The sequence below is a fragment of the Soonwooa sp. genome (assembly GCF_032062245.1).
Classification (GTDB): domain Bacteria; phylum Bacteroidota; class Bacteroidia; order Flavobacteriales; family Weeksellaceae; genus Soonwooa.
In genome coordinates this window covers 22,097-43,949 of the sequence record NZ_DAMBQF010000021.1, presented here as the reverse complement: position 1 = coordinate 43,949, position 21,853 = coordinate 22,097, and the positions used below count along the sequence as shown (strand labels likewise).

Genomic DNA, 21,853 nt, shown 5'->3' with positions numbered 1-21,853 from the left:
CAATAGAAAAATGAATAGACTTAAAATTGAATTAATTTAATAATGCACTACGAGTGTTTTCATTATTATAGAAAGAGCGTCCGGAAATTTCCGGGCGTTTTTTTTGATAAATGTCAAAGCCAAATTTCAAAAGAAGCCCGAACTTTGCGTTAACAAACAACTGGACAATGAAAAAGAACTTTTTACTGCTGCTGATTTTCCTTTCGGGGTTTTTCTTCTCGCAGGAATATATGCCGGATATTTTGGGAAACGGTTTTGAGCAGAAAACATTGAATTTTCCAAACGATTACGAAGGAAAAGTTACCGCAACAGTCATCCGTAAAAAAGCGGAAAGTCCCACCCATAAAGCAGTGTTGTATATTCACGGGTTTAACGATTATTTTTTTCAGGCAGAAATGGCCGAAAAATTCAATGAAAAAGGGTTTGACTTTTATGCTTTGGATTTAAGAAAATATGGGCGTTCTTATTTGCCGCATCAAACTTTTAACAATGTCAGAAATCTGGACGAGTACAATGCCGAAATCGATGAGGCTTTAAAAATCATTGCTGCCGAAAATCATAACAAAATTCTGTTGGCAGGACACTCAACCGGCGGCTTGATTACGACACGGTATATCAAATATCATACTGAAAATCCGAACATTGCCGGACTTTGGGTGAACAGTCCGTTTTACGATTTCAATATGGGGTATATGGCAAAAAAAATTGGGGTTCCCATCATCAGTGGTTTGGGAAAACATCATCCTGACACTAAAATTGGCGGTGGATTTTCCACTTTCTACGGTGAAAGTTTGCATAAAAATTTCAAGGGCGAATGGAATTATGATTTAAAACTGAAACCCAATGCCAACGGGAAAGTGAATTTTGGCTTTATCCGAGCTATTCACCGTGCACAGAAAGACATCCGCAACGCAGAACTCAAGGTGCCGGTATTGGTGATGCATTCTAAAAAATCGGGCTATCCAAAAGTCTGGAATGAGGAAGTGACTTCTACCGACATCATCCTGAACGTGAAGGATATTCATAAAAATGCTGAAAATTTAAAAGGAAATGTGACCATAATTCCTGTAAAAGGCGGCATTCACGATTTGGTGCTTTCCAAAAAACCGGTGCGCGAAAAAGTGTACAACGAGCTTTTCAGTTGGCTGCTGAAGATTGGTTTGTAATAGTTTATTTTTAATGTTTAGTTAGTGAATAATGCCTTATTTCTGGGGCATTATTTTTATTTTTGTAGAAATTGAATCCTGATGACTTTTCCCGAAATCCTTGCCACCTACATCACCATCGACGATGATATCCGCAGTTTTCTGAACACCCAGACCGAAAAAATATCTGTGAAAAAAGGAACCGTTATCAGCGATCAAAACACGTTAAACCGCAAGGTGTATTTTGTAGAAAAAGGGCTTCTGCGCTCGTTTTATTTTGAAAAAGGAAAAGACATCACCACCAATTTTTACCCCGAAAACAGCATCCTCGCCAATAAAGACACCATCTTTGAGAAAATTCCGGCAAGGCATTCCATTGAAGCTTTAGAAGACAGTGAGATTGTCTTTTTCCGTTACTCTAAAATGGAAGAGCTCTGCGAAACTTCGCTCACCATTGCCAATTTCAGCCGCCGTGTTTTGGGACTTCTGATGTCGAATATGGAAAGGCGCATCAATTCTTTGCAGTATATGACGGCAAAGGAAAAATATGTTCAGCTTTTAGAAGATAATTCGGATATACTTTTGCGCGCGCCGCTTGGGATGATAGCTTCTTATCTTGGCATATCTCAGGAAACTTTGAGTAGGATCAGAAGTGAGGTTTAGAAAAGTTATCAAAGTACATACAGAGATGCTATTTGAGTGGCAGTGCGAAAAATAAATGTGCATTTAGTAAAGATTTTATTCTTGCGTCTGAAGAATGCGAAGTTCCTTAAAAAATGTATATTTACATTGCAGACAATGAAACAATTGCGGCTAAACAGCGGTTGTCTGAATTGCGCGCTTTGTAGTTATGTGCTTTTCGAAACAGGTTTCAAACATTATAGCCTTAAAACTATTATGTTTATCTGGTAGTTTTAAACTCAGCGCGTATCAATAATTTTAAGTGTAACAGAATAAATGTAAGAAAGGAATATATGAGTAGAGGATTTGTGAAAGAGGGTGATCAGGAGGAATTCCCGATGATTCCGCCGCGTGCCGATTTACCGCCCGGTACGGTAAACTTCGTTACCGAGTTGGGATACGCTCAGTTACTCGCCGAACGTGATCAAATGATTCACGAGCGCGACAATACCTTGATTTCGGATGAAAATGAAAATCGCATTACCGTAAATTTAATCAATGCGAAACTGCAGTTGTTACTCGATCGAATTTCGTCTGCGAAAATTGTTAACCTTACCAAACAACCAAAAAATATAGTGAAGTTCGGTGCTGAAGTGTACTTTAAAGTTGATTCCGATCCCAAAATCCAGCATTATCAGATCGTCGGCGTCGATGAGGCAAATGTTGCAGAAGGAAAAATAGCGTTTACCTCTCCGATTGCGAAAATCTTTATGGATAGAAAGGTCGGCGACCGCGTGACATTGAAATTGGGAAAAGCGGAAAAGCAATTTGAAATTCAGTCGATAAAATACTGAGGGATTTGTAAAGTTTATTGAAAACGGATGAAACCCACTCAAAAAAAGAGACTTTTCTATAAGTTTCTTGAATATCTTTAAAATTTTCCGTCGATAATAAACTGAAACTCAAGAAAAGCCACCGGAGCTTCCGTTCAACGGGCTTTCATCTTCTGTCCTGCGGACAAGACGACCCGAACGAAGTGAACAGAGCGAAGCTAAAGCTTAGTTATTACACATAATTGGATTTGCATTTCCTTTTTTGAAATAATCTTCAACGGATTTGTATTTATATTTGGCTCGAATTGTTTCAGATGCAATGTTTCCAATAAATTCAACTCTATCATCAATAGTTTTAATTTTACCACGAACAGTCATAGACTCGCCTGCTTTAAGCCAAGTTTTTATTTCATATACTTCTTGAATAATTCCGTTGTAAATAGCAAATGCATATTTTGCATTCTTTGCTCGTTTAGAACTTATTTTCCAATATCCTCTTGTAAAGTCATACAATTCCATCTCGGTCGTTGAATATCTAAAATGTTGATTAATTCTAATTAGCAATGAAGGTTCATCTATTGGAATTTTTTGTTTTGAGTATACTGAAATAATTTGTTTTACCGTCATTCTTCCAAATTCAGCACTTTTAAATACAACTTGTTTATTTGTTAAGTTTTTAATTCCGAGTAAATCTATAATTGCTGATTCAATTCTTAAAACAGAATCATTTTAGAATCCATGAATTAATATTTCAATTTTCGGTTGTAACCCTTTTTCAAGCAATTCATTTAGGTAAGTAACTTTTTCGCATTCTTTTTTGTCTTTTAAATGGTCGAAAACTCTATTCCCTTTTCCTTTTCCTACATAAAACATTTTTTCAGTAATTGGATCCGAATAAATGTAAACATAATTTTTTAAGTTTTCAATTACATTTTTTGGAAATTGGTTCATAGACGCTGTTTTGATAGGTGGTCTCAAATTGCCGATAACGGTTCGGAGCTTGGCGCAGTGGCGGTATTTTAGCACTACCGTTGATACGAAGCCGAAAGTTCAAATTTAGCAAAAAAGTTGATACGAAGCACTTCATCCGCCATTATGCCAAGCCCTTGTTAGCGGATCGCCCATATTTTGACAATGGTATTTGTATATTCTAAAGTCCAATTACCAACTATTTTGAATTTTAATTTGTGTGTAAGTAAGTACAAATTTCAAGTGTTCCATTAAGATAAATGAAAAAAGTTGAAACCAACTAAAACACCAAATGCGTAAATAAATCCCGATGTGCATTCAAATACTGAAAATTGATTTTCTTATTTTGCAAACGCTGTTCGATTAAGTCCAAATCCCTTTTGCATTTCAACTCAATTCCAACCACTGCCGGACCTTCTTCACGGTTATTCTTCTTGGTAAATTGGAAATAAGTGATGTCATCATCTTTGCCCAAAACATCATTGACAAACTCTTTCAATGCACCCGGACGTTGTGAAAAATTGACCAAGAAATAATGTTTCAATCCTTCATACAATAAGGAGCGTTCCTTGATTTCCTCCGTGCGGGTAATGTCGTTGTTGCTGCCGCTTACGATGCAAACAACCGACTTTCCGACGATTTTATCTTTCATCAAATCCAACGCAGCGATGCTCAATGCACCTGCCGGTTCTACCACGATGGCTTCTTCATTATACAACTGCAAAATGGTGGTACAAACTTTCCCTTCGGGAACGACAAGGATATCATCTAAAAAATCTTTGCAGATTTCAAACGTTTTGTCGCCAACACGTTTTACCGCAGCACCGTCCACAAATTTGTCGATGTGTTCCAAGGTGGTATTCTCACCATTTTTTATAGATGTTTTCATCGAAGCCGCACCTTCGGGTTCTACACCAATTAATTTGGTATGCGGACTCAACTGTTTGAAAACCAAAGCTACACCCGAAGCCAATCCGCCGCCACCGATTGGAAAAAACAAATAGTCAATGGTTTGTTGGCTTTGTTGCAATACTTCTAACCCGACTGTTCCTTGTCCGGCAATCACCTTTTCATCATCAAAAGGATGGATAAAAACGGCATTATTTGCAGCACAAAAAAGTTGGGATTCGACAAAAGCATCATCATAAGTATCGCCTTTCAGCACGACTTCTACCCATTCTTTGCCAAACAATTTCACTTGTTTTATTTTTTGTGCAGGTGTCGTAAGTGGCATAAAAATCGTTGCTTTCAGTTGGAGTTTTTTGCAGGCATACGCTACACCTTGAGCGTGATTTCCTGCACTCGCACAAACGATACCGTTAGCGGTTTCTTCCTTATAGAGCGAACTTATTTTGTGATATGCTCCACGCAGTTTGTAAGAACGAACAGGTTGCAAATCTTCTCGTTTTAAAAAAACCTGAGCAGCGAAATGCTCACTCAGATTTTCGTTTTTCATTAACGGAGTTTCCGCTGCAACACCTTTTAAATTCAGTGCAGCGTCTTGTATTTGCTTTAAATTCATCATCATTTTGAAGGTCTTAATTTTCGTACTTGCGCACCGGTTGCCCAAAGTTCACTTTCTTGGATTTCCTTTAATTCATCGGTTAATTTTTCTCGATAATCGAGTTTGGAATTGGCTGTGATAACCACTTCGGCTTCTTTGCCCCAAACCACACTATCGTACAATTCATTGAAAACGGGTTCTGTTACTTCTCTAAATCTTCCTTTCCAATCCAAAGCACCTCTTTGTGCGGTAGTGGAACAGTTGGCAAACATCCAATCCATACCGTTTTCAGCTACCAAAGGCATTAAACTTTGAGTGAGTTCTTCCACCGTTTCGTTGAATGCTTCACTGGGTGAATGCCCTCGCTGACGCAGCACATTGTATTGTGCTTCAAAAACGCCTGCGATAGCACCCATCAAAACACCTCTTTCGCCTGTTAAATCGCTATATACTTCCTTTTGAAAAGAAGTTTCAAACAAATAGCCCGAACCGATTCCGATACCCAATGCCAATACTTTTTCCAATGCTTTTCCGCTCGCATCTTGCTCTACCGCATAGCTGGAATTAAGTCCGCTGCCTTCTTTAAAAAGTGTTCGCAACGATGTGCCAGAACCTTTGGGTGCAACCAACACCACATCAACATCTTTGGGTGGAACAATGCCTGTTTTTTCGTGAAAAGTAACGCCAAAACCGTGAGAGAAATACAAAGTTTTTCCTTTGGTCAAATGCTTTTCTACCGTTGGCCAAGCCTGTATTTGTCCGGCATCAGAAAGTAAATTCATCATTACCGTGCCTTTTTCGCAGGCTTCTTCTAAATCAAACAATGTTTTTCCTTCTTCCCAACCATCGTTCAATGCTTTTTGCCAAGTAGCACTTCCTTTTCTCTGACCCACGATTACGTTGAAGCCATTGTCTTTTAAATTTAATGCTTGTCCCGGACCTTGAACGCCATAACCCAAAACCGCAAGTGTTTCATTTTTTAATACTTCTTTTGCTTTATTTAAGTCGAATTCTTCGCGGGTAACCACATTTTCTACTACGCCGCCGAAATTTAATTTTGCCATCTTTTTTTATTTTTTATAGTTGTTTGTTTAATTCTAATTCTTTTAAATAGGTACTCAATTCTTTCATCGGTTTGGTTACTGCCACTCTTCCCGAACGGGCAAATTCCAACACACCGAAAGGTTTTAATTTGTCGAACAATGCTTGTGTTTCTGATTTGTGTCCGGTCTTTTCGATGACGATAAACTGCGGATCTACCGAAAGCACTTTTGCATAATTTTCCCGAATGATCTGCTCCACATCGGCATTGGAAAGATTGCTTGTTCTGATTTTGTACAAGGCAATTTCCTGATTAACAACGTCCTTGTCTTCGTGTACGAATGCTTTCAGTACATCGATTAATTTTTCGATTTGTCCCACAACCTTGTCTATTTGTTCTTTGGTCGTTCGCAAAACAATGGTGTAGCGATGCACGTTTTTCACTTCTGTTTCCGATGCTGTGATGCTGTCGATATTCAAATGCCTTTTCGTAAAAATGATAGTGATGCGGTTGAGCATTCCGATTGTGTTTTCGGTGAATATGGATACTGTAAATGTTTTTTCTAAATTTTCCATTTTTTCTATTTTTATAATTATTGTAAACGGACTTCTGAAACCGAAGCACCTGTGGGCACCATCGGGAAAACATTGTCTTCTTTGGCAACTTTCACTTCCAAGAGATAAGCAGAATCACTATTCAACAGTTCTTCCAATGCTGATTTTAAATCTGTTTTCTGCGAAACTTCCTGACCTTTTATTCCGTAAGAATTGGCAAGTGCTACAAAATCCGGGCTTTGTATTTCGGTAAAAGAATAGCGTTTTTCAAAGAATAGTTGTTGCCATTGACGCACCATTCCCAAAAATCCATTGTTCAAGATGATGATTTTTACACCGATATTATTTTGCATAATCGTTCCCAACTCCTGCAACGTCATTTGAAAACCGCCATCGCCAATCACCGCTACCACTTGCTTTTTTGGGTTCGCCATTTTTGCACCCATTGCTGCTGGTAAAGCAAATCCCATAGTTCCTAAACCACCCGAAGTAACATTGCTTTTGGTTTGATTGTATTCGTAATATTGTGCAGCCATCATTTGATGCTGTCCGACATCCGTTACTACAATCGCTTCACCTTTGGTCAAATCAGAAAGTAAACTCAGCACTTCGTCCATTGTCATTTTCTCGGAAAATTCTTGTGCTCTGTTTTCTTTTAACACCTGATTTTCTTTCGCTTTCGCTTCTTTAAATTCATTCAGCCAAGTGTCATATTTTTTTGCTTCAACCAATGTTGTCAAGGCTTCCAAGGCTTCTTTAGCATCTGCCCAAACCGGCACATCGGCTTTGATGATTTTATTGATTTCCGCAGCATCTAATTCTACGTGGATGATTTTTGCTTGTCGGGCATATTTTGAAACATCGCCTGTTACACGGTCGTCAAAACGCATTCCTACGGTCATCAGCACATCACATTCGTTGGTTTTTACATTGGGTGCATAATTTCCGTGCATACCAACCATTCCTACAAACTGATGATGATTTCCGGGAAAAACGCCTAATCCCAAAAGCGTAGATGCTACTGGAACTCCTGTTTTTTTAGCAAATTTCAAAAGCTCTTTTTCTGCTCCGGAAAGCATCACACCTTGACCCACAATCAACATTGGTTTTTTTGCCTTGTTCAACAATTCTGCCGCTGCTTTTACTTGTTCCAAATTGAGTTGTGGTTTTGGCTGATAACTTCGTATTGCTTTACATTTTTCGTAATTAAAATCCACCAACTCAAATTGTGCATCTTTGGTAATGTCCACCACCACAGGTCCGGGGCGACCCGATTGTGCAATGAAAAACGCTTTTGCCAAGGTTTCTGCGATATTTTCTGCTTTCGTAACCTGACAATTCCATTTCGTAACCGGCATAGAAATTCCGATGACATCAGTTTCCTGAAAAGCATCTGTTCCCAACAATGGCGATGCAACCTGACCTGTGATGCACACCAAAGGCGTGGAATCTATCATCGCATCTGCCAAACCGGTGATGAGATTAGTTGCTCCCGGCCCCGAAGTTGCAAAAACAACTCCCACTTTTTTTGAAGTACGAGCAAAACCTTGTGCAGCGTGGATTGCACCTTGTTCGTGGCGAGTTAATATATGATTGACTTTATCCAAATAATCATACAAAGCATCATAAATTGGCATAATCGCTCCACCCGGATAGCCGAAAATAGTTTCGACTTTTTCCTGCAATAAACATTGGATAACTGCCTCTGAACCTGTCATAGTGCGTGTTTCCCGCATTTTTGTTTTTAATTCTTCTTTTACTAATGTTGTTGTCATACTAATTTATTTATCGGTTACACAACCTGTTGATGCACTGGACACACTTTTGGCATATTTGTACAATACACCTCGTTGCACTTTTAGTGGTGGTTGTTTCCACTGTTGTTGGCGTTTTTCTAATTCTTCGTTACTCACTTTCATATTGATACTGTTGTTTTTCACGTCAATCGTGATAACATCTCCATTTTGAACCAAGGCGATATTTCCACCCGATTGCGCTTCAGGACAGATGTGTCCAACCACGAAACCGTGGGTTCCGCCTGAAAATCTTCCATCGGTAATTAAAGCGACATCATTTCCCAAACCTGCACCCATAATTTCGGAAGTTGGTTTCAGCATTTCGGGCATTCCCGGACCACCTTTCGGACCACAATAACGGATAACAACCACATCGCCTTTTTTCACTTCACCCGATTCGATGGCGTGATTAACGGACTGCTCATCGTCAAAAACTTTTGCTGAACCTTCAAAGAAATCACCTTCCTTTCCGCTGATTTTGGCTACACTTCCTTCGGTGGCGAGATTTCCGTATAAGATTTGTAAATGTCCGTTTTTCTTGATTGGATTTTCCAAAGGAAGAAATACTTTTTGTCCTTCTGTTAAACTGGGAACATCTTGCAGATTTTCAGCAACTGTTTTTCCAGTAACGGTCAAACAATCACCGTGAAGCAGCTCTTTTTCCAACAGGTATTTCATCACAGCAGGAGTTCCACCTACCTTGTGTAAATCTTCCATCAGGTATTTTCCGCTCGGTTTTAAATCAGCCAAAACAGGCAGTTTATCGCTCATTTTCTGAAAATCTTCTAAGGATAATTCCACATTTACCGCATCTGCCATCGCAATTAAATGCAACACCGCATTGGTTGAACCACCCAAAACCACCACCATTGTCAGTGCATTTTCAAAGGCTTTGCGTGTCATAATGTCGGTTGGTTTGATATCCTTTTCCAAAAGTGTTCGGATGGCTTTTCCTGTATCCAAACATTCTTTTTGTTTCACTTCATCAACCGCAGGATTGGACGAACTGTAAGGCAAACTCATTCCCAACGCTTCTATTGCCGAAGACAAAGTATTGGCTGTGTACATTCCGCCACAGGCACCTGCACCTGGACAAGCACAGCGAACCACGCCATTGTAATCTTCATCGGAAATGTTGTTGCTTATTTTTTGACCCAATGCTTCAAAAGCAGAAACGATGTTCAGTTTTTGGTTTTTATAGTTTCCCGAATGGATAGAACCACCGTAAACCATGATGGCCGGACGATTTAATCTTCCTAAAGCGATGATAGAACCCGGCATATTTTTGTCGCAACCCACTACCGCCAACACCGCATCATAATGTTGTGCCTCAACAACTGTTTCTATGGAATCAGCGATGATGTCTCGTGAAACCAAGGAATAACGCATTCCGTCTGTACCATTTGCCATACCATCACTCACGCCGATTGTATGGAAGATTAATCCTACCAAATTGGCATCAACCACGCCTTGTTTCACGGTTTTTGCCAAATCGTTGAGGTGCATATTGCAAGTGTTTCCTTCGTAACCTGTGCTGACGATACCTACTTGTGCTTTGTCCATATCTTCATCGGTCAGACCTATGCCGTACAACATCGCTTTGGAAGCTGGTTGTGTTGGATTTTGGGTAAAAGTTTGGCTGTATTTATTCAGTTTTTGCATTAGAATTCGGCTTTTAAAACGTTTAATGGTTGACGAACCGCTTTGCTGTACGCTTCTTGTAATTTTTTTCCTAACGATTTTTCCCAAGGAAGTGGAAAATGATAATCGTTCACCGATTGTATTCCGACTACTTCAGCAGCAGTACCGCAATAAAAAGCAGCATCGGCTTGTAATAAATCATCTAAAGAAAATTGACCTTGTTGCACTTTCAGATTTAATTCTTCTGCCAATTCCAAAACGGTAGCTCTTGTTATTCCAGGTAGGATATGACCCAATTGCGGTGTGAACAAAATGCCATCTTTCTCAAAAAATAGATTCGCACCCGGACCTTCGGCTAAATTTCCTTCACAATCCAAAAGCAAGGCTTCATCAAATCCGTTGTCTTTTGCTTCGCGGGTTGCCAAGATAGAATTAACGTAATGACCGCAAACTTTGGCTTCTATGTGCAAGGATTTTGGGTGAGGACGACAATAAGAAGAAACGTTTAATCGAAGCAAATTATCGCCCAAATAAGCACCCCATTCCCAAGCGGCTATCATCACGGAAACGCTACTCGGAGCGGATAAACTCATATTTTGTCCGCAATAGACTAAAGGACGAACATACGCATCTTGCAGCTTGTTTTTTTCGAGCAATTCGTAGGTGAATGCCATCAATTCTTCTACTGAATATGGAACAGGGATTTTTACTAATTCGCAAGATTTTAGTAAGCGTTCGTAATGTTCTTTTGCTTTAAAAACGACTGTTCCCGATTCGGTTTTGTAAGCACGGATTCCCTCAAATGCGCCATAACCGTAGTGTAAAGTTTGACTGTAAAGGTCGGTGTTGGCGTTTGTTGCCTTGGTAAATTTGCCGTCTAAAAATAAGACTGTTTGATTGTTGAAATACATATTAATTGATTTTTAAAATTAAATTTTGGACATAAAAAAAGCCTTTCCCGAAATGAGAAAGGCTTGTTGACTTATAGACATATCAGCTTTCCTCACGGTGGCGAGTAAATAATAATGCTGATAATAATGTTGCTGTTATATAATTTCATTTTGTTTATTTCTAATTTGAATTCAAAAAAAAAGCCCTCCAAAATTTTGGAAGGCTTACGTGTATATTTTTTTTGAATCTATACAATTATTCCTTCCCGGAATGTGAAATCACACCCGCAATAATAATAGAAGAAATAATGAATTGATTGTACATATTTTTTGTTTTCGGGTGCAAATGTAAATACAAAGTTTTTAATTATCCAAATTTTTTGATATTTTTTAATGTAAAGTTTCTATGTGCCAGAGATGTTGAGAGAAATACCTTCTTGTAAGGTGTATGCAAATTGATATGATGTGACATACAAAACGCTAAGTTTTAACAGATTTAATTTTTTTAATTCAATATCTATTTTTATAAGTGTTTAGGATTTACACGATTAATTGGCACTTATATCTTTGAAGTGTTAATGCTGTATTTCAACAAAAAACAAATGTGCCAAATTTGGGGTGGCTAAAATTTTTTCTTGTCGGTGTTTGTCTTGAAGATATTTCTGTCATGTCTTTTTAGATTGCCCATCTATTGAATCAAATGTCGCATGTTTGGGTCATTCTTGATACGCTCCATTTCGTTTTCTACAATACTCAAAATGTCTGATTTTATTTGACGGTAATTGCTTTCAATTTCTTGTTTCATTTTAACCTCGCCGTGTTCATCCGCAAAAGATAGGATTTGTGGTATTTTCTGATAGGCTTTGGTTTTGGAAGCAACCTTTTCATTATCGACAACTATTTCAGCGTATAATATCTTTTGCTCGATACGTTCGTCAAAGTTATCAGAGACAGAACCAACAAACATACCCTGTGTAGATATTCTTGCTAAATTGACACCCTATTCCTAATTAAATTGACCACCAAAAATGAAGTCAAAAAAAGGTGTTTTGAGATGGGTTAAAAATATAAAATTTTAAATTACTCAGTGGCAGATTTTGGATCTGTTTTTTTTCTTCTTAGTGATTCTCCCTTAAGGTCTATTCTTACGGAGTTATGTACCATTCGATCAAGGATTGCATCTGCAATGGTTTGCTCACCAATAACTTCATGCCAAGCACTTACAGGAAGCTGTGATGCAATAATTGTTGATCTCTTACCATGTCTGTACTCAATGATTTCCATAAAATCTTGGCGTTTTAGATTATCTAAGGTTTGCAAGCCAAAATCGTCTAAGATGATCAAATCTTGCTTCTCAATACGGTCTATTTCTTTGAGGTAAGAACCGTCTGCTTTTTCCATTTTTAGTTTTGAGAAGAGCTTGTTAATGCTAAAGTACATGACCTTGTAACCAATTGTACAGGCTTTATAGCCTATAGCTGTTGCAATAAAGCTCTTTCCCACACCTGTACTTCCCGTTACCAAAATATTTTGTTATTGATTGATAAAATCGCAAAACGCGAGCCTTCCAATAGTGTTTTTATCAATATTTCTGGAGTTGCTTGCAGTAATTTCTTCCATAAATGCTCGGTAGCGGAACTTTGCTGTAGTAATCAGTCTTTCGACCTTACGACTTTCCCTATCGTCGTATTCGGATTCGGGGTCGATTAGATAAGCGATAAGCTCATCGTTGGTGTAACTCTGGCTGTTAACTTCCATAGCATTTGTAAAGGCTCTGTGCATACCATAAAGCTTTAAATGCTTCATTTTGTCTAAAGTGGATTGATTCACTTTTTAAAATTTAATGATTTTTGATTTTTTTATTCTTCATTCCTATCTCTTGTCTCTACTGATATTACTTGGCACCACGGATGTTTTTATGTTTTGGAAGCTTCTTTTCCTGGAAAAACTCATCATCGTTGCTAAGGTTGTCCAAACCTCTTTCCAGGATACTTTTAATAATGGCAAGATTGTATCTTTCGTAGTCCATTGCTCTTTTGCAAGCGTTGTCAAGGCGGTGATTTCCGGTCTTTTTAGACAAGGTTAATATACCCAAACAGGTTTTATAAGATTGCTCGGGATACTGTTTCTTTTCTAATATTTTCTCAATGTATTTTTCACAAGATTCGCCAAGACTTCGTCCCCACGACAAAAACCTCGAAGGATTCCATTCTGTCATAAATTGATGTGAGGAAGGCATATGTTCTTTAATCGTGGTATAGCCATACTTCAGTAAAACCCGATGATGAAAAGCGATTCTGCGCTGCTCAAAGTAAATTTCGACAGTGTTTTTATTAAAAATAATATTCATCTTTTTACCAATATAACTGAAGGGAACACTGTAATAATGCTTGTCTTTATTGAGATAAACATGGCTCGTTTTATGAAGTGTTGCCCTGGTGATATATTTTAGCTGATACATCAATGATGGAAGTGGTGATAAAACAGGTTTTTGTACTTCCAAGAAAACATCTTCTCGGGAATACTTTTTGCGTTGTAAAGGTGCTTTGTTATGCTGTTCTAAAAGAAGAGCTATGGCTTTATTAAGCTCTTCCAAGCTAAAAAACTGCGTCTTTCGAAGGGGCGCAAATATTCTTGTATAAACGATTCTAACAGCATTTTCAACCAAGGATTTATCTTTGGAATGATAAGCTCGTGTGGGCAAAATAGTGGTGCTGTAATAGGAAGCAAAGTCGAGTAAAGAGTCTGTGATTATGGGTTCATATTTATGACTTTTCTTTACTGCTGTACGCAGATTATCCGTGACTATGGCTGCTGGAACGCCGCAGTAGTAATGCAAGATTTTTGTAAGATTTGACAAAAAGTCTTCCTTGGTCTGGGTGGAGGTTGCCTCGACAAAGGTCATCTCGCTTGCTCCCAGTACGCTTACAAAGACTTCTACATCTTTTATTTCCCCTGTTTCTTTATTGATGACTTGAAGCTTTTTACCCGTGTAATCAACGAACATTTTGTCTCCAGCTTTGTGATCGATGTGCATGGAGGGATTAACCCTCTTGCACCAAGTTCGGTAATTAAAGCAAAAGCGTGAATAACTGTATTCTAAGGGGTGTTTGTCGATATACTCTTCCCAAAGTAGGTATCGGGTAACACCGACACATTTTAGTTCTTTAGAAAAATATGGAAAAAAGCTTTCTAATTGTTTATGAACGTTATCTTGATCCCGTACGTCAACTGGTGCTGCTCCGAAAAGATCATCCAGATCTTCATCGTTAAGTGCCTGTAATTCGTCAAAAGTAAACTGATGCTCGTTGTAAAGATGAATGTACTTCTTGACGGTGTTCATCGATACGCCCAGCTGTTTGCTGATCTGCAATTTGCTAACGCCAGAGGTGTAAAGTCGTAAGAATTGTCTTAAATGTAACATGCCTATTTTTTTATTAGCCATAACTCGCTTTTTTGCGAAGTTATTTCTAAGACACATTGATCGACTTTTTTAAGTGGTCAATTTCGCAGGAATGCCCTGGTCAATTTGCCCAGGAAACAACTGATCACTTTGACAGGAATGATATGGTCAGTTTTGCAGGATTCTACACGTAATACCAATTTTCGAACAAATCGAAGCTATTGATTATGTATTTTTCTAATTATCCCGCATCTGCGTGAGGGCGAAGCGCATTGTTGGAGCTCGTGATGTGAGGCGACGGAGCGCAGCGGAGCCGACCGAGCATCACAGCGACTGCGCGTAGACCGACCGACAAAACAAAAAACGCGGACGACAATGTCGTCCGCGTTTTTTTTGTTTTGAGGGCACGCCCAAATTAAAAATATGCTATGGATTAAAACCTTCGATAATTTTTGAAAAATCTTCGATTTTTAGCGCTGCCCCACCGATAAGTCCACCGTCGATATCTGGCTGCGAGAAGATCTCTTTTGCGTTGTCCGGCTTAACAGAACCACCGTACAAAATCGAAATTTCGTCCGCAACTTCTTGACCATACTTAGCTGCAATAAGACTTCTGATGTGCGCGTGAATCTCCTGCGCTTGCTCTGGCGTCGCAGTCTCACCCGTACCGATCGCCCAAACAGGCTCGTAAGCGATAACCACTTTTTTGATTTCGTCCGCAGAAAGCGTGAAAAGAGCAACTTCAGTCTGGTTTTTTACGACTTCGAAGTGTTGACCAGCTTTACGTTGTTCCAAAGTTTCGCCGTTGCAATAGATCGGCGTAAGACCAGCATCCAACAAAGCTTTTACTTTTCTATTCGCATGACTGTCGGTCTCACCATGGTATTGACGACGCTCTGAGTGCGACACCAAACTCCCGTCAATGCCAATAGAATTGATCATCTGAACGGAAATTTCGCCTGTGTAAGCACCACTTTGATATTCTGAAACGTCTTGTGCAAAAACCTCAACTTCTCCATTTTTAAAAATATCTTTAGCCATTGTTAAATACAAAGCTGGCGGTGCGATATAGACTTCGCAATTGGTTGTATTGTTTTTTTTGTATTCTAAAAGTTGGATCATTAAAGCCTCTGCATCTGCAAAGTTTTTGTTCATTTTCCAGTTGCCTGCAACGATGTTTTTTCTCATTTTATTTTTATTAAATTTAATATTAATCCATTTTCCATATGGTCTTCATCATCGTGTAATATTGGTGTTCTACACGTGACACATCTTGATCTGCCTTGATCAATTTCTTCGCAAAAGCACGGAATTCCTCACGCTCTGCTGGTGTCGAATCGTCATAAAAACATCTCGCATGAAACTCGAAATGATCCTTCCAATCGCTTGGCTGAAGACTCGCAATAACATCCAACTCATTGTCCAGATTTAAACGAAAAGGAAATTCTTCCGCCAGATATTCTAAAATAACTTTTTCTTCTTCTGGACTAAATTTGTAATCGACAGCTGACAACAACATCAACATGTGATATCCTGCGATTGATTTATTTGATTTTTGCATTATTCTTATTTTTTATATTCTTTTAAATAATCTTTAGCTCCCAATTTTTCAACGATTTTTCCTTTTTCTAAAACCATAACAAAAGGATTACTTCTTGCAATTGTTTTAATCGCGATCTCGTCCATCATAAGATTCGGAATTTTATTGAAAAAATCTGGTTGCGTCGACACACCGTAGACTTTTACCGCACGCTCATGCATCATCATATTCTCAATCTCAGCAACCAATTGCGTTGACGCTTCTTTTGGTTTATAAACGAATACTAAAATTGCTTTTGGTTCATTAAGAATTTCGGTGGTTTTATCTTCACCAGTCGGCGTTTCTAACTTTAATTTTTTGATTTCGGAATCGTAACCTCGCTTAACAATTTCGGATGTGGTTTTACCTTCTTCAATCTGCCAAGTTTCGTCCTTCCAATAATTTTTGTTGATGTATTCATCTTGATCAACCTTCTTCACTTCTCCCGTTTTAGAATTTTTAAGTGAATAAAAAGTCTTGTAAATCGATGGATCTTGTTCTATTTTTTGACGCTCGGCATTTAGGTCAGTTCCTATTTTATAAGCTCTAAAATCTATTAAAGGTTCATGTGTAATTCCGCGATACATTACGTAAGTCATTACTAAAACAAAAATACCAAGAACAGGCATTTTGACACAACCTAAATCTGTTTTTTCGTGATAATTCTTATTCAATAACAATAAAATTAACAAGCCTACAAGAAGTGCAATATCCTTCCAAAAGGATTGCCACGGCGTCATCTTCATCGCATCACCAAAGCATCCACAATCGGTTACAACATTATAAAACGCCGAATAAAATGTTAAAAATCCAAAGAATACACAAAGCGCGATAAGTGCAACCAAGGTAGCTTTTAATTTAATCTTCATTAAAAGCATAAAACCTAAAGCCAGTTCTAAAACCACAACAATTGTCGCCAGCTCTAAGGCATATTGTTCAAAAAAAGGCAAGTTAAAAACAGACGGGGAAAAATATTCCTCCAACTTAAAAGAAAAACCTTTTAAATCAACGGCTTTTACAAAACCCGATGCAATAAAAATTACCGCAATAATATAACGTAAAAGTCTCTTGATCATATGTTATTGAATTTTATGATGAATATTTTATCAAGCAAAAAACTGCGTAATTGAGCATATCAAAATAGTTAGCATCCAAACCTTCGGACACCAAAGTCTTACCTTGATTATCTTCAATCTGTTTGGTTCTCAAGACTTTTTGATAAATTAAATCAGTTATAGAACTAATTCTCATTTCGCGCCAAGCTTCGCCGTAATCGTGATTTTTCCGTTCCATTAAAGCTTTGGCTTCGTTTGCGTATTTGTCATACAAACTCATAATTTCGGTCTCGTCGGCATTTAATTTATCTGAAAAACCTTTTTCTAACTGGATTAAACCAATGATGGAATAATTGACAATCGCCACAAATTCGTCTTTTTCATCCTCGTCCACCATTTTGACATCCGTCATCTGCAAAGTACGAATACGATTGACTTTGATGTAAATTTGATCCGTAATCGAACTCGGTCTCAAAACACGCCAAGCCGAACCATAATCGCTAAGTTTTTTTTTAAAAAGATCTCGGCAGCTTTTGATAACTTCCTCAAACTGCACCGATGTATTCGCCATAAAAATGAGTTATTGGTCAAAGATACAAATTTTAGCCAATCGCAGAGGATGACAATTATCTCAAAAAATAAAGGAATTTTAATAATTGGTTGGCGTTCCGCATCTTGTTTTATAAATTTGTGAAATGAAGTTTTCCAATTCAGCATTTTCAGCAGATAAACAATTCAGTATCAATTGCAATGGCAGATTAATCGATCTGAGCCAACCCAAGATTATGGGGATTCTAAACCTCACGCCAGACTCTTTTTCTGATGGCGGAAAGTTTAATTCTGAAAAAAATGCATTACTTCACACCGAACAATTATTAAAAGATGGCGCACATATTATTGACATCGGCGCACAATCGACGCGACCAAACGCCGAACATATTTCTGCACAAGAAGAAATCAAACGAATCGGCAACATTATTTCTTTAATTAAAAAAGAATTTCCTGAAGTTTTAATTTCTTTGGATACATTTTATGGTGAAGTACTGAAATTCGGTTACAACGAAGGCATCGACATTGTTAATGATATTTCGGCGGGACAATTTGATGACCAGATGTTAACCGAAGTTGCGAAAACTGGACTTCCATACGTTTTGATGCATATTAATTCGAGTTACGACAATATGCATAATAAACCACATTCTGACGATATTATTCTTGAATTAAATAAATTCTTTTCGAAAAAAATTGATGAAATTAACCAACTTGGAATAAAAGATATTATTCTCGATCCGGGTTTTGGATTTTCGAAAACACAAGACAATCAATTACAAATCATTAACGAATTAGAATACATTGGTTTTGGCGACTTCCCTATTTTAATAGGAATTTCAAGAAAATCTTTTATTTATAAACCTTTAGGAAAAAGTCCTCTAGAAATCCAACATGAAGTTGAAAAAATCCATCAACAACTTTTCGAAAAAGGTGCAAAAATTTTCAGAGTTCACGAACCAGCCTTGCTAAAATTTTAAAACATGAAAAAGATGCTTAACACCCTTCGCCTCATGTTAAAACATTCTTTCGACAACATCCGCAACGAACAACTAAAAAATAATCTTTTGCAGGCAATTCCTTTTTGGATTGGATCGGTTATTACGGGATTTTTCGCAGTGATGTATGCCAAAATTTTTGCGTGGGGCGAAAAACTTCTCGAACTTATCATGAACTGGCATGACTGGATGATTTTTATTATCGCACCAATCGGTTTTGTATTGTCATGGTGGCTGGTTAAAGCATTTGCGCCCTATTCCAAAGGATCTGGAATTCCGCAAGTTATGGCAGCAGTCGAAATGGCAAATCCTAAAGAGCACAACAAGATCAAACACCTGTTAAGCATTAAAATTTTAATTTTAAAAATCATCTCATCGGTCGTATTAGTCATTGGTGGTGGCGCAATCGGTCGCGAAGGTCCGACCATCCAAATTGCAGGTTCCATTTTTAGAAAAGTTAATGAATATCTTCCTTCTTGGTATCCGAAAATTTCTAAGAAAAATATGATAATGACTGGGGCGGCTGCAGGTCTAGCAGCGGCATTCAACACACCTTTGGGCGGAATTGTATTTGCAGTTGAAGAGTTGACAAAGACGCACATCAACTATTTTAAAACAGCTTTATTCACAGCTGTAATTATCGCAGGTCTAACCGCCCAAACATTAGCTGGCTCTTATCTTTATCTTGGTTATCCAAAAACAAGTGACATCTCATTAAGTGTTATTTTCCCTGTGATTTTGGTAGCGTGTATTTCAGGAATTTTTGCCAGTCAACTTTCTGTGATTATGTTAAAAATAAGTGCATGGAAAAAAAGATTAAAAACCGACGTTTCTAATATCATTTTCCTAGTTATTAGCGCCTTGATTATTGCGAGTATTGCTTATTTTGTAAATCGTGAAATTTTAGGATCTGGGAAAGAAATTATGGAACGTGTCCTATTTACCGACAACAAACACGAAGAATGGTACGTCCCTCTTCTTAGGATGATTGGCCCTGCATTAGCTTTCACATCTGGTGGTGCAGGCGGAATTTTTGCACCAGCACTTTCTGCGGGAGCAAGTGTAGGATCGGTAATTTCTGGTTTAATACATTTATCACCGCACGAGACCAATGTCGTTATACTTGCAGGGATGGTTGCTTTTTTAACCGGAATAACCCGAGCGCCCTTTACTGCTGCTATTATTGTTTTGGAAATGACCGATCGACATTCTTTGATATTTTATTTGATGTTGGCCGGCATGATGTCTTCTATTGCATCGATTTTGGTGAGTCGTCACTCTTTATATGAAGAATTAAAAATCAATTTTTTAAAAGATTTAAGAAGTAAAAACCACATTAATGATTAATTTTATTCTCAAATAAACTTATACATAGGAAATAAAAGCCAAAACAAAGGCCTTAAAAAGACGTTTTAAACCACCAATAACTATTTTTGAAAATATTTTAACTTTTATATTACTAAATTGTAAATTTTTTTCATAGTTTTGAAACCAAACCAAAACAATTTTAAATAATATGACAAAAAATTTACTTAAGCTAGCCTTTTGCACTCTTCCACTACTAGGCTACATTCATATTTTTCAATAAAATTTTGATGGCAACGGCTCTGGAATTGGTGCTTGGACGGTAATTGACGCTGATGGCAACGTACCTGCTCAACATGTTTCCTTCATTAACGCGTGTACCGTGTATGACAGATCAGGTCCAGATGGAGAATTTCAAGAACCAGTAGTCAATAATGCTGCGATGAGCACATCTTGATATGACCCAGCGAACAGCTCTAAGGATTGGCTAATCTCGCCAAGTGTAGCAATTTCTGGAAGCAATCCATCATTAGTATGACAAGCTAAAGCTGAAGATCCGCAGTTCCCAGATGGTTACAAAGTAATGCTTGCGCCAAATAGAGGCAACACCATCGCACACTTCACCGTTGAACTATTCAGTAAATTTGCAGAAAATGCTAGCTGGACAACGCGATATACGGATCTTACACCTTATCTTGGTAAAAAAAGTATTCGTTTTGCATTTATTAACACCTCTAACAACATGTACGTTTTAGCAATTGACAACATAAAATTTGTTAATGATTTTGTACCACCGATTTTACCTACTTATGTAAATCTTTTAACGCCAACCAACAACCAACAAAATGTACTACTTATAATAATCAATTTAGTTGGGAAGCTCCTCCATCCACTCAAAATGTAAGTGCTTACAATTTCCATTTAGGAAATTCGGCAAACGACCTGCAATTTATTGGCTATACACCAGGAACTAGCATCACTCTAAGTAATTTAGAATATAAAAAAACGTATTACTGGACCATTAGACCTGTTAACGATGCAGGAGAAGCGGCTGGATGTACTGTACAATCCTTCAAAACAGAAGATAGTCCATTTAACCCGTATTGCGGTCCACTTTAATTTGGTTTTGAAATTTTCGGAACACAAATAAATGCTGTCGAACCAATTACAAAAGTGGAGTTGACTGACCTGTCTAACACTTCACCTGCGGAGATTGGACAAAACAATGCCCACGAAACATTCGTTGATAAAATTACTCATGTTAACAAAGAACAATCTTATGATATTAAATTATTTGGAAATACAAACGGACCTTACGAAGCAAAATTCGCAGTATATTTTGACTGGAACCAAAACGGCAGTTTCAATGATGCAGGCGAAGTATATTTAATAGATAACCCGCTAACTGATTCAAACGGAAAAGATGATAAATTTGTAAGCCAATCTATCACAATACCCGCATCAGCATTATTGGGTAATACAAGAATGCGTGTTAAAAAAATATATAATGATAATGCAGCAGATGTTGGAACATTAAACGATCCTTGTGCAAGTGCACGATACAGCCAAGCAGAAGAATACACTGTTAATGTAGGTAATTTAGCGGTTAGCGATCTACAAAAAAAACAAGTCAGTTACCTATCCAAATCCAGTTAAGGATATAGTAACAATAAACTCAGCGTCAAAAATTGAAAACTTTAAGATTTTTGATTTTACTGGAAAATTAGTTTACAGCATAGATGTCAATGCAAGTAAAAAAGAAATTAATCTTTCTAAATTACAAACTGGCACATACACAGTGAACATAAAATCTGAAGACGGTATCGAAACCACTAACATTATCAAAAAATAATAAACTAAAATAATTAAGGGAAAAGACCAGCATATTCTGTTGGTCTTTTTTTATGAAAAATAAAATAACATACTAATAAAACAATAAATAATTTACCTACTAAATAACTTTAATATA

The 21,853-nt window shown here is 37.7% G+C and carries 21 protein-coding genes and 2 pseudogenes; 8 read left to right on the top strand and 15 right to left on the bottom strand.

Annotation, left to right across the window (positions count from 1 at the left end):
- The first annotated feature begins 167 nt into the window (after positions 1 to 167).
- From RT037_RS10315 to RT037_RS10305, 3 genes are all read left to right on the top strand, one after another.
- On the top strand, positions 168 to 1,166 hold the full coding sequence (locus tag RT037_RS10315; protein WP_313030794.1) for an alpha/beta hydrolase: 999 nt from the start codon (positions 168 to 170) through the stop codon (positions 1,164 to 1,166).
- A gap of 81 nt (positions 1,167 to 1,247) precedes the next feature.
- Positions 1,248 to 1,808 carry a Crp/Fnr family transcriptional regulator gene (locus tag RT037_RS10310; protein ID WP_313030793.1) on the top strand — a complete coding sequence of 187 codons (561 nt, stop codon included), beginning with the start codon at positions 1,248 to 1,250 and terminating at the stop codon, positions 1,806 to 1,808.
- A 311-nt stretch (positions 1,809 to 2,119) separates the two neighbouring features.
- Entirely contained in the window at positions 2,120 to 2,620 is a 501-nt protein-coding gene (locus RT037_RS10305) for a GreA/GreB family elongation factor (protein ID WP_312323380.1), read from the top strand.
- A gap of 204 nt (positions 2,621 to 2,824) precedes the next feature.
- Here RT037_RS10305 and RT037_RS10300 read toward each other — a convergent pair whose 3' ends face one another.
- The 15 genes and pseudogenes from RT037_RS10300 to RT037_RS10230 form a co-directional block, all read right to left on the bottom strand.
- Positions 2,825 to 3,226, bottom strand: coding sequence for a hypothetical protein (locus RT037_RS10300; protein WP_313030790.1), 402 nt, complete (start codon positions 3,224 to 3,226; stop codon positions 2,825 to 2,827).
- Positions 3,227 to 3,328: 102 nt separating this feature from the next.
- A complete protein-coding gene (locus RT037_RS10295; RefSeq protein ID WP_313030786.1) occupies positions 3,329 to 3,550 on the bottom strand; it encodes a GIY-YIG nuclease family protein in 222 nt (73 codons plus the stop codon).
- Between the two features lie 298 nt (positions 3,551 to 3,848).
- Entirely contained in the window at positions 3,849 to 5,093 is a 1,245-nt protein-coding gene (gene ilvA, locus RT037_RS10290; protein WP_409529558.1) for a threonine ammonia-lyase IlvA, read from the bottom strand.
- The gene (gene ilvC / locus RT037_RS10285) at positions 5,093 to 6,136 is read right to left on the bottom strand and encodes a ketol-acid reductoisomerase (RefSeq protein ID WP_313030784.1); all 1,044 of its coding nucleotides are present in this window, start codon (positions 6,134 to 6,136) and stop codon (positions 5,093 to 5,095) included. The genes ilvA and ilvC overlap by 1 nt, the downstream gene beginning before the upstream one ends.
- Positions 6,137 to 6,149: 13 nt before the next feature.
- The gene (ilvN, locus tag RT037_RS10280) at positions 6,150 to 6,689 is read right to left on the bottom strand and encodes an acetolactate synthase small subunit (RefSeq protein WP_313030780.1); all 540 of its coding nucleotides are present in this window, start codon (positions 6,687 to 6,689) and stop codon (positions 6,150 to 6,152) included.
- A gap of 17 nt (positions 6,690 to 6,706) precedes the next feature.
- Positions 6,707 to 8,443 carry a biosynthetic-type acetolactate synthase large subunit gene (ilvB, locus tag RT037_RS10275; RefSeq protein ID WP_313030776.1) on the bottom strand — a complete coding sequence of 579 codons (1,737 nt, stop codon included), beginning with the start codon at positions 8,441 to 8,443 and terminating at the stop codon, positions 6,707 to 6,709.
- 6 nt (positions 8,444 to 8,449) lie between these two features.
- Positions 8,450 to 10,126, bottom strand: a complete 1,677-nt coding sequence (gene ilvD, locus RT037_RS10270) for a dihydroxy-acid dehydratase (protein ID WP_313030774.1) — start codon at positions 10,124 to 10,126, stop codon at positions 8,450 to 8,452.
- Positions 10,126 to 11,016, bottom strand: coding sequence for a branched-chain amino acid transaminase (locus RT037_RS10265; protein ID WP_313030772.1), 891 nt, complete (start codon positions 11,014 to 11,016; stop codon positions 10,126 to 10,128). The genes ilvD and RT037_RS10265 overlap by 1 nt, the downstream gene beginning before the upstream one ends.
- Positions 11,017 to 11,683: 667 nt before the next feature.
- Positions 11,684 to 11,971: pseudogene (locus RT037_RS10260) on the bottom strand (conjugal transfer protein TraG); the annotation flags it as partial.
- Between the two features lie 104 nt (positions 11,972 to 12,075).
- Positions 12,076 to 12,801: pseudogene (istB, locus tag RT037_RS10255) on the bottom strand (IS21-like element helper ATPase IstB).
- Between the two features lie 88 nt (positions 12,802 to 12,889).
- Complete coding sequence (istA, locus tag RT037_RS10250; RefSeq protein WP_313030769.1) at positions 12,890 to 14,440, bottom strand: IS21 family transposase; 1,551 nt, start codon at positions 14,438 to 14,440, stop codon at positions 12,890 to 12,892.
- Positions 14,441 to 14,824: 384 nt separating this feature from the next.
- The gene (tpiA, locus tag RT037_RS10245) at positions 14,825 to 15,586 is read right to left on the bottom strand and encodes a triose-phosphate isomerase (RefSeq protein ID WP_312321945.1); all 762 of its coding nucleotides are present in this window, start codon (positions 15,584 to 15,586) and stop codon (positions 14,825 to 14,827) included.
- A 22-nt stretch (positions 15,587 to 15,608) separates the two neighbouring features.
- Entirely contained in the window at positions 15,609 to 15,959 is a 351-nt protein-coding gene (locus tag RT037_RS10240; protein ID WP_079665849.1) for a TerB family tellurite resistance protein, read from the bottom strand.
- Between the two features lie 5 nt (positions 15,960 to 15,964).
- Positions 15,965 to 17,053, bottom strand: coding sequence for a BT_3928 family protein (locus RT037_RS10235; protein WP_313030764.1), 1,089 nt, complete (start codon positions 17,051 to 17,053; stop codon positions 15,965 to 15,967).
- A gap of 13 nt (positions 17,054 to 17,066) precedes the next feature.
- A complete protein-coding gene (locus RT037_RS10230) occupies positions 17,067 to 17,603 on the bottom strand; it encodes a DUF1599 domain-containing protein (RefSeq protein WP_312321947.1) in 537 nt (178 codons plus the stop codon).
- Between the two features lie 124 nt (positions 17,604 to 17,727).
- Here RT037_RS10230 and folP point away from each other — a divergent pair, with 124 nt between their 5' ends.
- From folP to RT037_RS13900, 5 genes are all read left to right on the top strand, one after another.
- Positions 17,728 to 18,561: a dihydropteroate synthase gene (gene folP, locus RT037_RS10225; protein WP_313030759.1), complete on the top strand. Its 834-nt coding sequence runs from the start codon at positions 17,728 to 17,730 to the stop codon at positions 18,559 to 18,561.
- 3 nt (positions 18,562 to 18,564) lie between these two features.
- Positions 18,565 to 19,926 (top strand): chloride channel protein, encoded by a 1,362-nt coding sequence (locus RT037_RS10220; protein ID WP_313030757.1) that lies wholly within the window; start codon positions 18,565 to 18,567, stop codon positions 19,924 to 19,926.
- A 541-nt stretch (positions 19,927 to 20,467) separates the two neighbouring features.
- Positions 20,468 to 20,788, top strand: a complete 321-nt coding sequence (locus RT037_RS10215; RefSeq protein ID WP_313030756.1) for a hypothetical protein — start codon at positions 20,468 to 20,470, stop codon at positions 20,786 to 20,788.
- Between the two features lie 269 nt (positions 20,789 to 21,057).
- The gene (locus RT037_RS10210) at positions 21,058 to 21,540 is read left to right on the top strand and encodes a GEVED domain-containing protein (protein WP_313030751.1); all 483 of its coding nucleotides are present in this window, start codon (positions 21,058 to 21,060) and stop codon (positions 21,538 to 21,540) included.
- Positions 21,497 to 21,736: a T9SS type A sorting domain-containing protein gene (locus RT037_RS13900; protein WP_409529557.1), complete on the top strand. Its 240-nt coding sequence runs from the start codon at positions 21,497 to 21,499 to the stop codon at positions 21,734 to 21,736. Before RT037_RS10210 ends, RT037_RS13900 begins: the two co-directional genes overlap by 44 nt.
- Positions 21,737 to 21,853: the final 117 nt, after the last annotated feature.

Excerpts from the sequence above, each read along its gene's own strand:
- RT037_RS10315 (WP_313030794.1), top strand. The coding sequence starts at position 168 with ATGAAAAAGAACTTTTTACTGCTGCTGATTTTCCTTTCGGGGTTTTTC.
- RT037_RS10310 (WP_313030793.1), top strand. The coding sequence starts at position 1,248 with ATGACTTTTCCCGAAATCCTTGCCACCTACATCACCATCGACGATGAT.
- RT037_RS10305 (WP_312323380.1), top strand. The coding sequence starts at position 2,120 with ATGAGTAGAGGATTTGTGAAAGAGGGTGATCAGGAGGAATTCCCGATG.
- RT037_RS10300 (WP_313030790.1), bottom strand. The coding sequence starts at position 3,226 with ATGACGGTAAAACAAATTATTTCAGTATACTCAAAACAAAAAATTCCA.
- RT037_RS10295 (WP_313030786.1), bottom strand. The coding sequence starts at position 3,550 with ATGAACCAATTTCCAAAAAATGTAATTGAAAACTTAAAAAATTATGTT.
- ilvA (WP_409529558.1), bottom strand. The coding sequence starts at position 5,093 with ATGATGAATTTAAAGCAAATACAAGACGCTGCACTGAATTTAAAAGGT.
- ilvC (WP_313030784.1), bottom strand. The coding sequence starts at position 6,136 with ATGGCAAAATTAAATTTCGGCGGCGTAGTAGAAAATGTGGTTACCCGC.
- ilvN (WP_313030780.1), bottom strand. The coding sequence starts at position 6,689 with ATGGAAAATTTAGAAAAAACATTTACAGTATCCATATTCACCGAAAAC.
- ilvB (WP_313030776.1), bottom strand. The coding sequence starts at position 8,443 with ATGACAACAACATTAGTAAAAGAAGAATTAAAAACAAAAATGCGGGAA.
- ilvD (WP_313030774.1), bottom strand. The coding sequence starts at position 10,126 with ATGCAAAAACTGAATAAATACAGCCAAACTTTTACCCAAAATCCAACA.
- RT037_RS10265 (WP_313030772.1), bottom strand. The coding sequence starts at position 11,016 with ATGTATTTCAACAATCAAACAGTCTTATTTTTAGACGGCAAATTTACC.
- istA (WP_313030769.1), bottom strand. The coding sequence starts at position 14,440 with ATGGCTAATAAAAAAATAGGCATGTTACATTTAAGACAATTCTTACGA.
- tpiA (WP_312321945.1), bottom strand. The coding sequence starts at position 15,586 with ATGAGAAAAAACATCGTTGCAGGCAACTGGAAAATGAACAAAAACTTT.
- RT037_RS10240 (WP_079665849.1), bottom strand. The coding sequence starts at position 15,959 with ATGCAAAAATCAAATAAATCAATCGCAGGATATCACATGTTGATGTTG.
- RT037_RS10235 (WP_313030764.1), bottom strand. The coding sequence starts at position 17,053 with ATGATCAAGAGACTTTTACGTTATATTATTGCGGTAATTTTTATTGCA.
- RT037_RS10230 (WP_312321947.1), bottom strand. The coding sequence starts at position 17,603 with ATGGCGAATACATCGGTGCAGTTTGAGGAAGTTATCAAAAGCTGCCGA.
- folP (WP_313030759.1), top strand. The coding sequence starts at position 17,728 with ATGAAGTTTTCCAATTCAGCATTTTCAGCAGATAAACAATTCAGTATC.
- RT037_RS10220 (WP_313030757.1), top strand. The coding sequence starts at position 18,565 with ATGAAAAAGATGCTTAACACCCTTCGCCTCATGTTAAAACATTCTTTC.
- RT037_RS10215 (WP_313030756.1), top strand. The coding sequence starts at position 20,468 with ATGCTTGCGCCAAATAGAGGCAACACCATCGCACACTTCACCGTTGAA.